This window comes from Pseudomonas sp. PvP089, assembly GCF_017875165.1.
Classification (GTDB): domain Bacteria; phylum Pseudomonadota; class Gammaproteobacteria; order Pseudomonadales; family Pseudomonadaceae; genus Aquipseudomonas; species Aquipseudomonas fortuita.
Genome location: NZ_JAGGME010000002.1, coordinates 192,079 through 206,580, shown reverse-complemented (window position 1 = coordinate 206,580; position 14,502 = coordinate 192,079). Strand labels below are relative to the sequence as shown.

Genomic DNA, 14,502 nt, shown 5'->3' with positions numbered 1-14,502 from the left:
CTGTGACTGATGGCTGAGAAACAAAAAAGCCACCGACTCCAATGCTGGATCTCGATGGCTTCACGAAACGAGTTGAGGCAGCCTCGCTTAAGCGTCTTGTTGCTCACCTGGGGTTGCAGGCTTGCTTGCCGACTCAGAACCAAAGGCCGAAGCGAACAAAGCGCTGCGTTCTGCACCGCCTTCTTTCGGTTGCGAAGCTTGAGTGCCGTGGCTCTTGAACAGTTCAGCGGCCCAGCCCGGCACGATCTTGATATGACCTGAATCGGGGGTCACAGGAGCCGGCATGTCTTTGGCCTGGATGTATGGGATCTTGGACACCTCAGCGATCCCTGTTTTCTCGTCAGGCAGGGAGATGGCCTTGACGTCCATACGGAACTCACCGTTGACGATGATGGGCATGCCGCGGGCAAGTTTTTCGGACAGCGGCTGCAGGTTACGCCCATACCACCGAACAGGGATGCAGGCATCGGTGTCTTTCGACTGTCGAATCAGCACCACCAGGCGGTCGTTGATTGGCGTACCGTCCACGGGGTGTCGCCGGTTGCGTTCCAGATTCTTGGCTTGGATGAAGCCTGCAATGCGAATCTGGTTCGAGGCGTTTTTGTTGAGATCCATCGCCTTCCAGTCGAAGGAGTCGAGACGGTCTTCAGTACCTGCGCCGGGCTGCTGCTCCAGCGCTGCAACCGAGGCCGGAGTGCCAGAGTCTTTTGCGGCGGCATGTACGACAGCATCCCACTTCCGCATAAAGTCATCCCGGAAGCGGCCGCCCAGGTGCATAAGGTTCGGCGCCTCGAAACGGATGCTCTTGAGCCGTGCAATACGGTTTTCACCCTGCATGGCGCCATCGGTGTGAACGAACGCCATGATGAGGTCCCACTCCTTGATCTCCCGAGGAATCGGCGACTTTTTGGGGTCGTAGTGGATGGGAAGCATGTGGTTTTCCGAACGGGTCTGCTGGATGAAACAGAGACCTTCGACCGGATCATTGAACCGCAGGACGCCGGCGATGTAGCCAGAGTTGAGCATCCCGTTTGGATACGAATAGGAATCAGGCTTCCGCTTTGCGTCCTGGGGCAGCATTGAGTACCTCGATACGTGAATGGCGTGGTTTACCAAAGAATACGCAACACGTACCAATAATACAAGACGAATCAAAATCGCCTTGTCTCGCGTGAAGCGCCCGCAGAGCTACCGGCACAGGGACACACCAGGTCAAAAAAGTCTCTTTTTCCACCGGAACAAGAGATTTGAATCTTGTTGTTAACTGTGTAGAATCTTTTCCATTTAATACTGGATTTCTCTGCTTTATTTGTTTAGAGAGCGTCCCGAATCATGTTAGACGCCGCGACCAAACCGGAGCCGCACAATGCCCAAAGCTAGCGACAAGACCGCAAGTGAATCGACAGGACGGCAGTCTCAAGCGCCTGCCAAAGCACCTGCAAAAGCACCTGCAAAAGCTGCTGCAAAGCCAGTAGCTCGAAAACGTGTTGCTGAGGCCGAGGCACAGGCTCCTCAGGCTGCCGCCACGCCTAAGAGACCTCGTGCCTCAGCCAAGGCCAAAGCAGCGCCAAAAGAAACTTCACCTGCAGCAAAAAGCACTCGAAACACCATGCCTGGCTCCCGCCTCGTCAAGCTGATTAAGAAGGTGATCGTCGATCGAGGGCTGCCCGACCGTGCAATCGCCGATGTCATGGGTATCACAGTCATCTACTGGAACTCCCTGGCTAACGGGAATCGCCAGATTCGGTCGCTTGGCAAAGAAAAGCTGTCGTTGGTGGCCGACTTCCTTGGTCTTCCGCTCATCCAAGTTTACAACCTGGCTGATTTCTTCACGCCAGAAGATTTTGTCTACAAAAAAGATCTTGATGAGCAACTCTGGCTGTCGATTGAGAAGATGGGCAGCGATCCCACCTGGGTTGGCTATATCCCGAAACAGGAAGAATGGGATCAAACTCCTCTTGCCGTTCGCATGACCATGGTGTTGCTGTATGAGCAGCTCTCTGGGCGCCAGCTGTTGGCTAAGGCGGAAATCGAGCTGCCTCATCTGAAAGGCTCGCCGACTGCTTAATCCATATCCATAGAGAAAAAAGAAACCCCGGCCATTGACCGGGGTTTTTTGTGGGTTAGAAAATGAACGCAGTTGTTGATGCCTGCGAGTTCGTATCCGATGCTGCCGCCTTCTCAGGCTCGATTACGGGTTGATCAGCTGCTGTTCCAAAGAAGACATTATCTTCTGACTTACGACCAGTTGGAAGTGGTGGGATCACAGAGACTTCAGGGACAATAGTCACCTCATCGTGTTCAACTTGTGGCTGAACAGAGGAAGGCGCCGAATTACTGAAGAAAGCGTTGTCTTGATCGACTACTGAGGCCGGATCTGACGCTTCTACACTCAACGGATCAAACTCAGTCGCATGATCTCCAAGAATCTTTTCAGGATCCATGCAGAATGACAGCAAGCTTGATACTTGAATGTAAGCAAGTCCTTCAATGCTCGGTCCGCTAGGGACAGCCGCTAATACCGAAGCACACATCTTTTCCAGGTTAGAAAACTTGCTTGAGAGAACGCTCATCGCTTCAGCTTTGTCCTGAACGCGACGAATCAAGCCCAAGATCCTTGATGTGGTTTTCCCGTTGCCTTTGCGAGTCCAGGAGCGATTAACGTCCTCCGCAATCTCTAATGCAGCTTGCCCGACTAGGCCTTTGACCTCCTTTTGAAGCGCATCATCTTCACCAAAGTAGCTGGTGTCGTTGATACGAATCGCCGAAGTGTCGAATGTCAGCATCCTTTCAAGTACTGAAACCTGAGGAGCATGCTGGCGGATCAAGTCTGCACGAGACTTACCACCCTGTGTTACACCTGCGTTAGTAGCCGAACTAGCCCAGTCCTCTACCATTTTTGGAAGACCGCTGAGGAATGTAGCTTTCTCCTCTAGGTACTTCTCTTTAATCGCATTAAGTACTTTTGCAAGCTCTTTGGCGTGTTGAGTAGGAACGAAGTACCCTCGGATACGATTGTTCACCTTGCGAGATACCCCTACCTTGAGAATCTCCCGCTTTGCTTCCGACCGGTACTTGTTGACCCAGGCAAACGAGCCTGAAGGCAGCATGCGGCCAACCTCACGGATGAAGTCGTCGCCATCAACAGTCTTCTCACCGGTGCTGCCACCAATGATGTAGTCAAAAAGCACCACATCCTGAAGGATGCTGATACCCAGGTCATCGGTTTGATTGGTTGTGCTCATGATGGCTCTCCTGAAATTGAAAGAACGGATCCCTTGCGAAAGACCCAGTGTCAGGAGATGTCTCACAGGCGCCCATAAACGAAAAAACCCCGGCGAACCGGGGTATGGTGAGGCGTTAAACGGTACCGACGATGGTCGACCAAGTCTTCAAGATCGACGTGGCTTCATCGTGTCGAGCAAAATCCAGAACCGTCATTTGGAGAGCTAGTTTTTGGCTTTCCTCGGTCGTTTTCCCCATCTGCATGAGCAGCCTGTAGTTCATCGCCCAGTTCAGCACGTTCCGGGTGGTGATTGTGAAGTTAAGGGCCATGCCACCAGCCCCTGCGTCCTCAGTCAGAGCAATGAAATTGGCTCTGATCTTGGCAGCCAGGGTTGCCATCGCTTGCGCGATGACCACGGGGGTGCCGGTCTGCTCAACAATGAGGCTGGCCTCCCGGCCTTCCTCCATGTAGGTGCAGTACATGACGTTGAAACGGTCAATCGTGGCGATGTTCATTTTCTTCGTGCCCCTGTAACCCGCAGCACTACCTCCTTTACCGCCAGCTGAACCGCTACCATTCGTGTTGCCGGTAGCTGCGATCAAACAACCTGGCGCGATGTGAATCAACTCGCCAGTCTGATCAAGGAAGATTGGCTTACCATCGAGGATCCCGTTGAGGCCCATTTGGATCTGAGGTGGTAACTGATCGAACTCGTCCAGGAGAAGAATGGAGTTAGGGGTTTTAGCCCACTGACACACCTTCCCGTAGATCCACTGCATCCCGTCAGGACCGCAGAGTTTCCAGCTACCGAACAGGTCGGAAAGCGTAGACTCCTCTGAGCACTGGACTGTAAACACCGATCTGCCCGTCCGTGACGCGAAGGCCTCTACCAGGGTTGTTTTGCCGGCGCCAGAGGGGCCGTAAATGTAGGTCGCTTTCTTGATGGAGGCCTTGAAAAAGTCCTGTGCAAGTCCAGCTGAGGCTGCCCAAACGATCAAGCGAGTTAGTAAATCCGGATCAAAACTGTACGGAACAATTTTTGGGGTGAACCGGGTTTCCTTGAAGATTTTGGTCTGCAAGCCAACAAAAAATGGCGCGTCGGTACCAAAAACTTCTGGTGCAAGACGAACAGCGATTGGGTTGAGTGTGTCGATTACGGCGTCGAGTTGTGGCTCATTGATGGACTGAAAAGCGGTCATGATCGATTCCCTGTAGGCAATGGATGGCCTCTTGCGAAGGCCTGGTACAAGGGGATGCCTAACACGCGTGTAGAAGAATAAAAAAACCGGACCCCAAGGAGTCCGGCTGGTCTTACGTTGTGGTCTATACGAAACCCTGCTTAAGCGCCGCAAATACGGCTGTAGCCAGGTCGTTGTCAGTCTTAGCTACACCACAGGCCATCCCAGCATCCTGGAATAGGTTGTAGTGTTCATCACCGATCAGGACGAAGCGTACTTCGATTCCCATGAGCGCTGCCTCGTCAACGGCCGACCTCAGCATGTCGCTGTTACCTGGGTCGCCATCGGTGATCACAATCAGGATCCTGCGCGCCTCTGGCCGGTCAATGAGTTTCTTCAGCGCCCATACCACAGCAAGGTGAGTTTTCGTTTGTCCCTTGGGAGTAGGCATATACCGTTGCAGCGTGCTAGCCAAGCTATCTTCAAATGCGTGCCATTCCCGAACCACTGTGTTGTAAGTGGCAATTCCGACAGGTATGGACGTATTATTCAGCACCTCACCCACTGCGACCGAAACACGGTTACAAGCTTCTTGCGCTGTGATCCTGTTGTCGTCCTTATCTTTTTCAGGTTCGGGTCCAAGTCGACTTTTCATGGACAAACTTTCATCACCCAACAAATAAAAGCAGGTGTCGATTTCCTCCGCTTGCTTTCTTTTGGTGAAGATCTGATCGTCGCCTACTGCGTACCGCCAAAGTTTTCTGGTGTTGAGTCTTCCCTCATTTGTTGTCAAAACTTCATTTTGAGTAATAGCTTCAATAAACTGCTCGAAGGTTGCAGATAGCATTGCTGCCGTTTTCTGAGCACCAGCCCGAAGAAGGCGTCGATTTTCAAATGACCCACCAGACTTCGACAGACTCATTTCCTGCATCTCGTTTGATAAGTCTGGTTGATATCCGCCAGCCCGATTCTGATTGATCCCAGGCAGGCTAGAGCAAATTATATCTTCCAGTCCTTTTGCGTAACTTCCGCAGTCACTCTGGCTTGCGCTAAGGACTTGGTTGAGAGCGTCTGAGATATCTCCTGGTTGACCTTTCCCTTCAGTCTGACCCGGAGAACCGGGCTCGCCTTGCGTCTCGGACGGGCTACCAGGGCCTTGCTTGGGCGCAGCTGTTTGTTGGTCCTTGGCAAGTTTCAGCAGATCGACAATTTCATTAGCAGCTTTGTTTGCTCCCAGAGTATCTGGTGCATTGCAGCCTTTCACAGCAATAGCCTTGACTTGATCAACCAGCGCCGAACCAAAAGTTTCGACAGCAAGAGCACGATAAGCGACAGAGAACTCCTGCAGGCAGGTTTGTTCAAGGAGCTCGCTACGAAGCTCAGTGACCAGCCAGGCGACCAAGATTGACTGAGGGGTTTCTTGGCCAGCGATAGGCCCGTGAAAAATCCCTCTTTTCTTCAGGATCTTTAGGGCGTTGTGGATATTGGTGTTGGCTCCACGAAAGCGTGGCTTTGCCAAAAGCTCACCACGCGGATCCTCAAGAACGTTCAGCAATGTTCCGGAGATATCTGGTTTCATCACGACGGAGAAATCCGTGTGAAGGCCATGGCAGAGGATTTCATGGTCGAGTAGACCATTAATCAGTTCGAGATCTTCATCAGTACCCATAGCAGCAGTCTGTGGCAAGGTCAGTAGCAACCCGCCAGACTCCTGGTGATCAGGGCCAATCGAAGCCGTTTTGATATTCCCCCAGATGATGCGCACCCGTCGACCCGCCTTGTTCGCTTCCGCGATCAGCAGATGGGTGTAAAGGTAAATGTGACGCATCGAGACGTTGGACTTTGCAGGAAGCTGCGCTTGAGCGAGATCCATGGATATCCCCTGTTGTTGAATGACGGCATCGGCTATGCCTACGCCTTACAAAGGGGGATGCTTGACACGTGATTAGAAGATCACTGGTCAGTCAATGGCAGCTCGATGCCATGCTTCATCAACTGGTCGCGAAGAGCACCATGGAGGTCCTTCATCAGTGCTTCGCCGTCAAGTGAAGGCGCTGGAGGCTGTACTGGGGCCGGCGACAGTGATTGATGGTCTAGGGGTGGCAGTAGCGCCCGCCCGTTGGCTTTGTAACGGGCGATATAGTCCTCGACAATGTCGCGCAGGAGTGCAGAGGGTGTGAGGCCTGGATGGGATGACTGCGACATCTCTGCGACGATCGCTTGAAAGTCCTCTTCGGTTGTCCGACTTACCCTGGTCGACAGCGGTTGATCAGCGCTCTCGCGACCAGCGAAGTTTATTTTCTCTGCCTGGCTAAGGTATGGCTCCAAGATCGGTGCCATCAGATCACGCACGACCTCGTCGTCCACATACTGGAAGCATTGGATTTTGACGGTTCGACTCAAGAAGCCTATGAGTATTGGCGAACTCTCAACTGCCTCAAGCAGGCGCAGCTCAGCGACGGCGTCATTCGCATACTTCCAGATGGTAGGCAGGCTGATGACATACATGCGGCCGACATCCCGGGCTATGTCCCCTGCGAGTAGCCGCTGGTAAATCGCTACCTTGACTGCGAGCGGTGTTGATTTTGCGGCCAATTTGACCTCCCTATCTATTGCTGAGCCGGAATGAGGCCCGCTTGTACAGCCCCGGCCTCTATTTCACCACGAGTGAGGCTCAGGCCAAAAAATAGAGGTCGCGTGGCACCAGATTGTCTCTCGCCCTCTAGGCTAAGATCGCCATAGCCGCGACTCTCCGCATCCTTTTCGGCCAGTACAAACCCGTCATTGCAAGCGGTCAGCAGCCTCAAGCGTGAGGACGCTGACTGTTTGATTGGACTGGGTAGATACATGATGAAGAATCCGCGGCCTCCTTTCCGAGCTACTCGGCCACGGAGCTGGTGCAACTGAGCTACGCCGAAGTGTTCTGGACTCACTGCAACCATCAGTGTCAAACCCGGGAAGGTTACCCCAACCTCGATCACAGTTGAGGCGACTAACAGCTTGATTTGGCCAGATTTCATCTTCTCTATGGTTTCAGTTTTGGCCGACTCGGGAAGGCTGCCGTGAATGTAACCTACATCGTCTCCCAGAAGCCTCCGGAAACGTTCGTAGGCTGCCTCCACAGCATTCCGAGTGTCTGCCTCACCATTCACCACGGGGATAGACGAACGCAGCCTGTCCGCCCTGTTTGATGATCTGCATAACCAGATCATGCAGTTTCTGCCTGGCGTTGTGGGTGATGATCCTTGTGACGATATCCCGCGGTACCGGGGTGGACCTCAGGATTGAGATCGGTAGCCCGCCCAGTTGGACCAGCGCCACTGTTCGCGGGATCGCGGTTGCTGTTGATTCAAGGAAGTTGGTATGAGGCGCGATGAGCTTCTTTCGCTGAGCTACAGAGAATCGTTGCTGCTCGTCAGCGATGACCAGGTCAAAGACGATCCCTTCTTTGCTTGCTGCAGAAATAACTGCTGTGGTGCCCACCACGATTCCAGATGACAGGTCGATCTTGGCTTTCCCAGCAGGGCCTACAACGGTGACAACTGGAATCTCGTAAAAGAGGCTGCTCAGCTCAGCCGCCAGTTGCTGCGCGAGGATCTGGCCAGGCGCGATAATGGCGACCCTGGCCCCAGCGAGATAGCTCGCGGCGGCTGGAATCATGAACGTGAATGACTTGCCGGTACTGACATCGCCCGACAATATGCGCTGCATTGGATAGGGTGACCTTAGGTCTGACACGATCTCATCGATTGCTTGGAGCTGGTCAGCAGAAGGCTTGAAAGGTGCTCGCTTGATCAGGTCAGCCACCTGGTCCCGGTCGATTCGCAGGAGAGCCCCCTTCACTGCCGGGCGGTTCCGATGCGCTTCGACGCGATTAACCAACGCCTGTATGCAGACGGCCTTGGCAATTCTCACCGCCTCCTCTCCCTCCCGGACTGAAAGGGGTGAATGCAGGTTGCGTAGCAAGTCAGCAGGGTCGTTGAGGCCTGTGAACTTTCGAAAGTCATCCTCGTGCATCAGGGCCTGTTCCAGCAACAGGCAGGTGGCCTCATTGATGTGCGCCATAGCCGCGGTGACGGCTTCGCCAAGAACTTCGGCGCTCACCTGATTCTGCTTGCCCTGGTAGACAGGCATCACACGTCCAATCATCGCCGGAGGTATGACCATCGGATTCGACATGGTAGGCCGCCCTTCGAAGGTGACCACCTCACCGTAAGTGTGCACAGTTGCGCCAAAGTCGTACCCCATCCACGGTTCGATCGAAGGCTTACCTATCAAGTTGATGTGCAAGCGCTGCCCTCGCCCGTCAACCACCTTGACGTATCCGCGGAACGCTCCTTTGACTTCTTGCAGTGCAACGCCGCTACGATCAAAGATCGCTCGCTCAATCAAGGTCAGAGCCATGTATGAGGCCTGCCCGATATCTGGCAAGGGAAGCACCTCAATGGGCTCGTGAAAGTCCCTGTATTCCTTTGGTACCGTCAAAAGGCACTCGGGCAGCGTTGTGAACCCCAAGCGAGTAAGTCGCCCTATGTCATGCATAATCAGATTTCGTGGCTGGTGATCGAGGATGGATAGTCACGCGTAACTATAACCCATGAGAATCAAAAGTGCTTGGCGCAAAAAAGCCCTAGACGATGTATGTCGTCTAGGGCTTTGGGGTGCAACTTTTTAGTGGCTGACCCGAGAGTCGCCTGTTTGGCCTGTGATCAAACGAACCGAATCACCAGGGGCAAAGGTCTCTGCTGGATCTTTGGCCTGGGTGACGGCCTGCAAGCTGCCGTCGCTGCTCATTTTCACAGTGATTTCGATCCCGTCAGCATCATGGGCTTTCTTGTCGACTGCTGCACCAATCGCTGCGCCGACCGCGCCAGCGACAACCATTACGGCCAGTTGTCCCAAACCACCACCGCCATTGCTGCCGGCGATCGCTCCGAGGGCACCACCAGCCATACCGCCGATCGGTGAAGGCTTCCCGTTGATTTTCACGTCACGGACTGAGTAGACAACGCCGAGCTCAACCTTCATTTTCTGCATAGCAGTTGCTTGGGAGTAGTCCCGGCTGGTCATATTCGAAGCGCAGCCAGACATGACAGTAGCCGTGGTGATGATCAGCAGAGTAGCGATGAGCTTTTTCATAATATGCATCCTTGAATTAGAGGTTTGCTTTGAGAGCGCGGATTTGAGGATCTTTGGTTAGCTTCACATTGACGGTATGTGCAACACGCGCTTGTAAATCGCAGCAAAAAAAAATCAGGAGCCGTTATGTGCTCGTGTAACTCATCTCTTAGGCCTCACATTAATCAGCCCGTGGTCTGGCGCATTGAATCGCCCCTGGTTTCGTAGACACCTCCAAGCCTCATAATGAGGCCCAAATAGGAGGTGCCATGAGTCGTCAGCGTTACCCCGAAGAATTCAAGATCGAAGCGGTCAAGCAAGTGACCGAGAAAGGCAATCCTGTCGCCGATGTTGCCCAGCGCCTGGGCATGTCTGTTCACAGCCTCTACGCCTGGATCAAGCTCTACAGCAAACCCCAAGAGCAGCGTCAGCAAGACGATGAGCAGCAAGCCGAACTGCGCAAGCTTCGCGCAGAACTCAAGCGCGTGACTGAAGAGCGAGACATCTTAAAAAAGGCCGCCGCGTACTTTGCCAAGGAGTGCAACTGAAGTACGCCTTCATCAAAAAGCACTCGACGCATTACCCGGTGCGGCGCCTTTGCCAAACCCTCAAGGTGCATCCCAGCGGCTACTACGCTTGGTTGGCCGAACCTCAATCTGCCCGAGCCAAAGAAGATCAGCGCCTGCTTGGCTTGATCAAGCAGGCCTGGTTAGAAAGCGGCGGCGTGTATGGCTATCGCAAGATTCACGATGACCTGCGAGAGCTAGGAGAGATCTGTGGGCGAAATCGAGTCGGTCGCTTGATGCAGGCAGAGGGGCTGCGTTCGCAAACGGGCTATCGCCGTCGTACTGGGTTTTATGGCGGAAAACCAACAGTGGCATCCCCCAACCATCTGGCCCGGCAGTTCAAGGTCAGTGAGCCGAATAAAGTCTGGGTGACCGATATCACCTACATCCGCACCTATGAAGGGTGGCTGTACCTGGCGGTAGTGCTGGATCTGTTCTCCCGCCAAGTCATTGGTTGGTCAATGAAGCCCAGAATGAGCAGCGACCTGGCCATCGACGCCATGCTGATGGCCGTGTGGCGACGCAAGCCACAGCAGCAAGTGATGATTCACTCAGACCAAGGCAGTCAGTTCAGTAGCTCAGATTGGCAAAGCTTCCTGAAGGCCAATAATGTGATCAGCAGCATGAGCCGACGGGGAAACTGCCACGACAATGCCGTAGCGGAGAGCTTTTTCCAGCTTTTGAAGCGGGAGCGAATCCGACGAAAGATCTACGCAACGCGTGACGAAGCCCGAAGTGATATTTTCGATTACATCGAGATGTTCTATAACCCTAAGCGTCGACACAGCAGTGCTATGCAGCTGTCTCCAGTAGAGTATGAGAAACGCTATTTCCTGAGCTTGGAGAGTGTCTAGGAAAGCAGGGGCGATTCACATATTTGCGCGGGGCGGGCTAGAAAATCCGCAAAAAAAAGCCCCGCTTATCCGCGGGGCCGCACAGTAGGTTTGATTTAGTTGTATGTGTTCTCGCTGGCTTTCTGCGAGATGTCACTCTGAATGTCTTCTACCTCTGGAAGAACGGTCGCATTCATGATGTCATCTACAAACTCAGACAGGTCGAGCGCTGAGAAGTCGATTTGCTGGAACTCTTCAACCGTAAATCCTCCACAACTAGGACTCTCGGGCGTTCCCCAGCCCTTCCCGATCTGCGGCTTGCCCTGCTCGTTGATGATCTTCGCCAAGATCGAGTTGTAGCAGCAGTAGGCTTCAGTTGTCTCCAGGCAGGCACCAAACACTTTCTTGGAGCAGTAGCTGCCGACGAAGTGGCAGAGATTTGCACCGCGGTGCATCCCCAGTTGCTGCTCTTCAGGCTCGCACGACTTGAGCTCCATCACCACTTGAATTGCAACCGCAATCGCAAAGCTGTATGGGTCGAAGTAAAAACCATTTCCCAGAGCATAAACAGGCCCGCCTAATAGTCCCGTTGCGGGAACAGCTGCTGCACCACCCACTGCATAGCTCAGCCCGTAGACACTGAAGCTAAGGGTTGGAGCGGAGGGAGCCGCGGCTCCCAGCGCAGAGGCACCTTGCTTCACCCACTCGACGTTATTGTATGCAAAGTCATACATGTACTTCGAGCCATAGCTCGCTAAGCCACCCCCTACTGTGGTGGCTACCTGGCCCATAATTGAAAAATTAGTTTCAGCTCCACCACTTTTTCCACAGCAGTTTTTGATGCCACCATACCCCTTACGGCATGACTCATCTTCCCCTCCGAACAGCTCACCATCTGAACCATAAACGCCGGCTTCACGTGCGGCCTCTTTGGCTGCAACAGCTTTGGCGAAATCAGTATCCGAAGGGTAACTTGTATCCCAGCAAACACCCTCATAGCAGGAAACCTTCGTGCTGCAGTCCTCGGTTGTAGTTGTCTCACCTTTTTTTGTAATGCAGCTATATGTGACCTGGGCCATGACGCAGCCAATTGGATCAGTGCTCTCGATACAGGTTTCGTCGATTTTTGAGCAGCCTTTATCCTCGTATTGCTGACAATCGCTTTCTTTTTCCGGATTGATACAAGAGTAGTCGTCCTGGTATTTCCAGCATGCCTTATAGACTGGTAATCCGTTTATTACGCGGGTTTCCGGGCCTTCAATACACGTGTGCGAAGCGATGTAGCACAGTGGGTTGGTAGCCAGTGGGTTACATTGGCTGGTGTCCAGTTCATCGCGAACGATGGTATAGGTGTTGTCCAGTTGGACTGTGTTCGACGGTTTCGTTGTTGCCGGGTTGTCGCAGCGGTAGGTGCGCTGCTCCACCAAACAGGTTCCGTTCCATGCGGTTGAGATGCAGGACGTGGATGTCTGATAACAACCCGCAACTTTTGATATGGCCGCACAGTAGTCTACCGAGTCTGGCTTGATACACTCATAAGTAGATCTGTACCTCCAGCACGCCTTGTAAATCATATTGCCGGCTATGTTTCTCGTTTCAGGACCCTCTACACATGTCTGTCCTGTGATTCGACAGTCACCAGCAAGTGCAGAACCACTGAACGGAAACGCCATTAGAATAATCAGTAAAATAAAACTAAAACTGATTACTTCGCCTTCGTGTGATTTTTTTATACAGCTCATGTCTACATCCCAGGTTTAGAGGCGAGCGTTTAGCGCACTGCATTGATCTGTCCATGTTTCGGTGCACGGTCCATTGCAGAGCATCCTGGCGTTGATTGTTATATATGTTTCGCCTGTTCCGCCGACGGCGGTTCTTGTTTCTAGTCTGTTTGTTCCTGATACTAGGTAGGGGACTAGGTTTATATTGGGTTTGACAGTGTTGTTGCGCTCAAGGTCAAGTCTTCTAAGTACGCCATCGCCAACATCCACCTTCCCATTGACAATTTCCAAACTAGTCCCACCAACCGGGCCGCTGTAGATAAAATTTCCATTTAACTTAATTATTATGTAGTCGTCGAACGATATTGAGGCGAGGACGAATTCTGAAAGTTGATTTGGATCCTTGACTTTGAACTCAAGGGATCGATCATACATTCCAGCTTTCCAGTAGTTATCACCAATCGAACCAAATTGCAGGGCGTATGTGCCATTTGAATTTGCCAAGGTCCATGACGTATACATGTCTGCTTGAGTAGAACCTGGAACAATTCCGCCGTTGTCACAGCCAACAATTGGGGGTTCGCAAACCATGGTTAAGTACTTGTCGCAAGCGACTCGTTCCACGGCGTTGTGCGTTACATTGCACTGAAAGTTGGCTTTGGCGTCAACATCAACTACCTGGCCCATGGAGCAGTACTTCTCTTCACTTAGATTGTAGATGTTGCAAACCTCAGTGGAGTAGATATCAGGTGTTGTTGTTGTTTTTGTTCCGCAATTCTCGGTAATGTCACCAGGCTTAGCGTTGTTGATGATCTCTCCAATACCACTGATGATCGGATCATTCTCGTCCACATCGACTTTGACACGCTCATATGGATTCTTGGCCAGGAAGTTGACAGCATCACACTCTTGGTTCGCTATCTGGTCGGTGCCATCGGGTTCTGTTTTGCAACTATTGATCCGTGCGGTTCCGACGTTGAAGAGAGAGGTACTACCAAACTGAGAGGATTGCGACGGAGTGTCCGTATAGAACGGCATCGCCTTGGCATTGGAGGAAGTCACATTGGAGGACAGTTTACTGAGGTTAGACTTGCCAAGCTCCGTTCCCTCAGAGTGTGGGTCAGCCCCAGCAGTGCTAGATAGCACCAGAGCCGCGGCCAAGGTCAGTAAGCTTTGCGTGCTGAATTTCATTGGGATTGAACCTTGTTAACCTTGGTTGGCGAGTGCGGGTCTTGAGTGAACAGGCTTGGGTCTGCCGGTGGGGAGCCGTCTTCACAGACGTTCATCCCCCAGCCAACTTCGAGTGGGCCGGAGCCGCCGTTGACCTTGGGTACCTCTTGCTGCGTGAACTGGATTGCTACGCGGGCGCAGCCGGGCTGCTGGAGTTGCTCAACGACCTTGGCCTCCACCATGACTGGTTCGCGTGAGTGGGTTTTGGCTTTCCAGACGTCAGCTTGGTCCCCGGTTAATTCGGCGGATGCGTGGCCGGTTTTCACGGCTTCGATCAGAATTTCTTTCGAGGTGTCGGCGTGCGCTGTGAAGGATGCTGCGCCAAGGACGATGAGGGAGGTGCACAGGGCCAAAAGGTTGGTCTTGAATCGCATTTTTGCTTTCCAGATACTGACAGTATTTTACACGTAACTGTAAGTCAGTTCAGGCATCGAAAGCAATCTGATAGATTTGTATGAGGCCGTGCCGATCGCCGCCCGGTAACCAATGCTGAAGGACAATTGTGCGAGGTCGACACGGTGGATGAGTTCTATCGCGCCACGATGGAGTTTGCGTTCGCAAGCCCTCGTGGTTACGTGGTGCCGATGCTCGCAATGGCAGTTGTCGTCAGAGCGTTGCCACCCCGGTGGC

At 52.9% G+C, this 14,502-nt stretch carries 13 protein-coding genes; 2 read left to right on the top strand and 11 right to left on the bottom strand.

What is annotated here, in order from left to right; translation table 11 throughout:
• Window positions 1-87: 87 nt before the first annotated feature.
• Window positions 88-1,080 (bottom strand): hypothetical protein, encoded by a 993-nt coding sequence (locus J3A71_RS30830; RefSeq protein WP_028699877.1) that lies wholly within the window; start codon window positions 1,078-1,080, stop codon window positions 88-90.
• 286 nt (window positions 1,081-1,366) lie between these two features.
• On the opposite strand from J3A71_RS30830, the gene J3A71_RS30825 reads away from it, so the two are divergent.
• Entirely contained in the window at window positions 1,367-2,068 is a 702-nt protein-coding gene (locus J3A71_RS30825) for an XRE family transcriptional regulator (RefSeq protein ID WP_231995374.1), read from the top strand.
• A gap of 55 nt (window positions 2,069-2,123) precedes the next feature.
• Here the strand turns inward: J3A71_RS30825 and J3A71_RS30820 are convergent, their stop codons facing one another.
• From J3A71_RS30820 to J3A71_RS30795, 7 genes are all read right to left on the bottom strand, one after another.
• The gene (locus tag J3A71_RS30820) at window positions 2,124-3,245 is read right to left on the bottom strand and encodes a DUF3150 domain-containing protein (RefSeq protein ID WP_016486985.1); all 1,122 of its coding nucleotides are present in this window, start codon (window positions 3,243-3,245) and stop codon (window positions 2,124-2,126) included.
• 115 nt (window positions 3,246-3,360) lie between these two features.
• The gene (locus J3A71_RS30815; RefSeq protein WP_016486984.1) at window positions 3,361-4,425 is read right to left on the bottom strand and encodes an AAA family ATPase; all 1,065 of its coding nucleotides are present in this window, start codon (window positions 4,423-4,425) and stop codon (window positions 3,361-3,363) included.
• A 124-nt stretch (window positions 4,426-4,549) separates the two neighbouring features.
• Window positions 4,550-6,277, bottom strand: coding sequence for a VWA domain-containing protein (locus J3A71_RS30810; RefSeq protein WP_016486983.1), 1,728 nt, complete (start codon window positions 6,275-6,277; stop codon window positions 4,550-4,552).
• Between the two features lie 80 nt (window positions 6,278-6,357).
• Window positions 6,358-6,912, bottom strand: a complete 555-nt coding sequence (locus J3A71_RS30805; protein WP_169739403.1) for a hypothetical protein — start codon at window positions 6,910-6,912, stop codon at window positions 6,358-6,360.
• 101 nt (window positions 6,913-7,013) lie between these two features.
• Window positions 7,014-7,616: a helicase-related protein gene (locus J3A71_RS31630; RefSeq protein ID WP_080641048.1), complete on the bottom strand. Its 603-nt coding sequence runs from the start codon at window positions 7,614-7,616 to the stop codon at window positions 7,014-7,016.
• Window positions 7,546-8,808, bottom strand: a complete 1,263-nt coding sequence (locus J3A71_RS31625; protein ID WP_231995373.1) for a DEAD/DEAH box helicase — start codon at window positions 8,806-8,808, stop codon at window positions 7,546-7,548. The genes J3A71_RS31630 and J3A71_RS31625 overlap by 71 nt, the downstream gene beginning before the upstream one ends.
• Window positions 8,809-9,075: 267 nt before the next feature.
• Window positions 9,076-9,543: a membrane protein gene (locus J3A71_RS30795; RefSeq protein WP_016486979.1), complete on the bottom strand. Its 468-nt coding sequence runs from the start codon at window positions 9,541-9,543 to the stop codon at window positions 9,076-9,078.
• A 248-nt stretch (window positions 9,544-9,791) separates the two neighbouring features.
• On the opposite strand from J3A71_RS30795, the gene J3A71_RS30790 reads away from it, so the two are divergent.
• Window positions 9,792-10,942 (top strand): IS3 family transposase gene (locus J3A71_RS30790; RefSeq protein ID WP_085983004.1). Its coding sequence is split into 2 segments (ribosomal slippage): window positions 9,792-10,026 and window positions 10,026-10,942, totalling 1,152 coding nucleotides; the frame shifts between segments, so codons are not numbered across the junction.
• A gap of 95 nt (window positions 10,943-11,037) precedes the next feature.
• Here the strand turns inward: J3A71_RS30790 and J3A71_RS30785 are convergent.
• The 3 genes from J3A71_RS30785 to J3A71_RS30775 are packed head-to-tail and all read right to left on the bottom strand — an operon-like array spanning window position 11,038 to window position 14,246.
• The gene (locus J3A71_RS30785; protein ID WP_080641047.1) at window positions 11,038-12,663 is read right to left on the bottom strand and encodes a conjugal transfer protein TraN; all 1,626 of its coding nucleotides are present in this window, start codon (window positions 12,661-12,663) and stop codon (window positions 11,038-11,040) included.
• A gap of 15 nt (window positions 12,664-12,678) precedes the next feature.
• A complete protein-coding gene (locus tag J3A71_RS30780) occupies window positions 12,679-13,833 on the bottom strand; it encodes a hypothetical protein (RefSeq protein WP_016486976.1) in 1,155 nt (384 codons plus the stop codon).
• Window positions 13,830-14,246 carry a hypothetical protein gene (locus J3A71_RS30775; RefSeq protein WP_016486975.1) on the bottom strand — a complete coding sequence of 139 codons (417 nt, stop codon included), beginning with the start codon at window positions 14,244-14,246 and terminating at the stop codon, window positions 13,830-13,832. Before J3A71_RS30775 ends, J3A71_RS30780 begins: the two co-directional genes overlap by 4 nt.
• Between the last annotated feature and the right edge of the window lie 256 nt (window positions 14,247-14,502).

What these genes read in the sequence shown, in the direction of transcription:
- J3A71_RS30830 (WP_028699877.1), bottom strand. Translation starts at nt 1,080, where the DNA reads ATGCTGCCCCAGGACGCAAAGCGGAAGCCTGATTCCTATTCGTATCCA.
- J3A71_RS30825 (WP_231995374.1), top strand. Translation starts at nt 1,367, where the DNA reads ATGCCCAAAGCTAGCGACAAGACCGCAAGTGAATCGACAGGACGGCAG.
- J3A71_RS30820 (WP_016486985.1), bottom strand. Translation starts at nt 3,245, where the DNA reads ATGAGCACAACCAATCAAACCGATGACCTGGGTATCAGCATCCTTCAG.
- J3A71_RS30815 (WP_016486984.1), bottom strand. Translation starts at nt 4,425, where the DNA reads ATGACCGCTTTTCAGTCCATCAATGAGCCACAACTCGACGCCGTAATC.
- J3A71_RS30810 (WP_016486983.1), bottom strand. Translation starts at nt 6,277, where the DNA reads ATGGATCTCGCTCAAGCGCAGCTTCCTGCAAAGTCCAACGTCTCGATG.
- J3A71_RS30805 (WP_169739403.1), bottom strand. Translation starts at nt 6,912, where the DNA reads ATGTATGTCATCAGCCTGCCTACCATCTGGAAGTATGCGAATGACGCC.
- J3A71_RS31630 (WP_080641048.1), bottom strand. Translation starts at nt 7,616, where the DNA reads ATGATCTGGTTATGCAGATCATCAAACAGGGCGGACAGGCTGCGTTCG.
- J3A71_RS31625 (WP_231995373.1), bottom strand. Translation starts at nt 8,808, where the DNA reads ATGGCTCTGACCTTGATTGAGCGAGCGATCTTTGATCGTAGCGGCGTT.
- J3A71_RS30795 (WP_016486979.1), bottom strand. Translation starts at nt 9,543, where the DNA reads ATGAAAAAGCTCATCGCTACTCTGCTGATCATCACCACGGCTACTGTC.
- J3A71_RS30785 (WP_080641047.1), bottom strand. Translation starts at nt 12,663, where the DNA reads ATGAGCTGTATAAAAAAATCACACGAAGGCGAAGTAATCAGTTTTAGT.
- J3A71_RS30780 (WP_016486976.1), bottom strand. Translation starts at nt 13,833, where the DNA reads ATGAAATTCAGCACGCAAAGCTTACTGACCTTGGCCGCGGCTCTGGTG.
- J3A71_RS30775 (WP_016486975.1), bottom strand. Translation starts at nt 14,246, where the DNA reads ATGCGATTCAAGACCAACCTTTTGGCCCTGTGCACCTCCCTCATCGTC.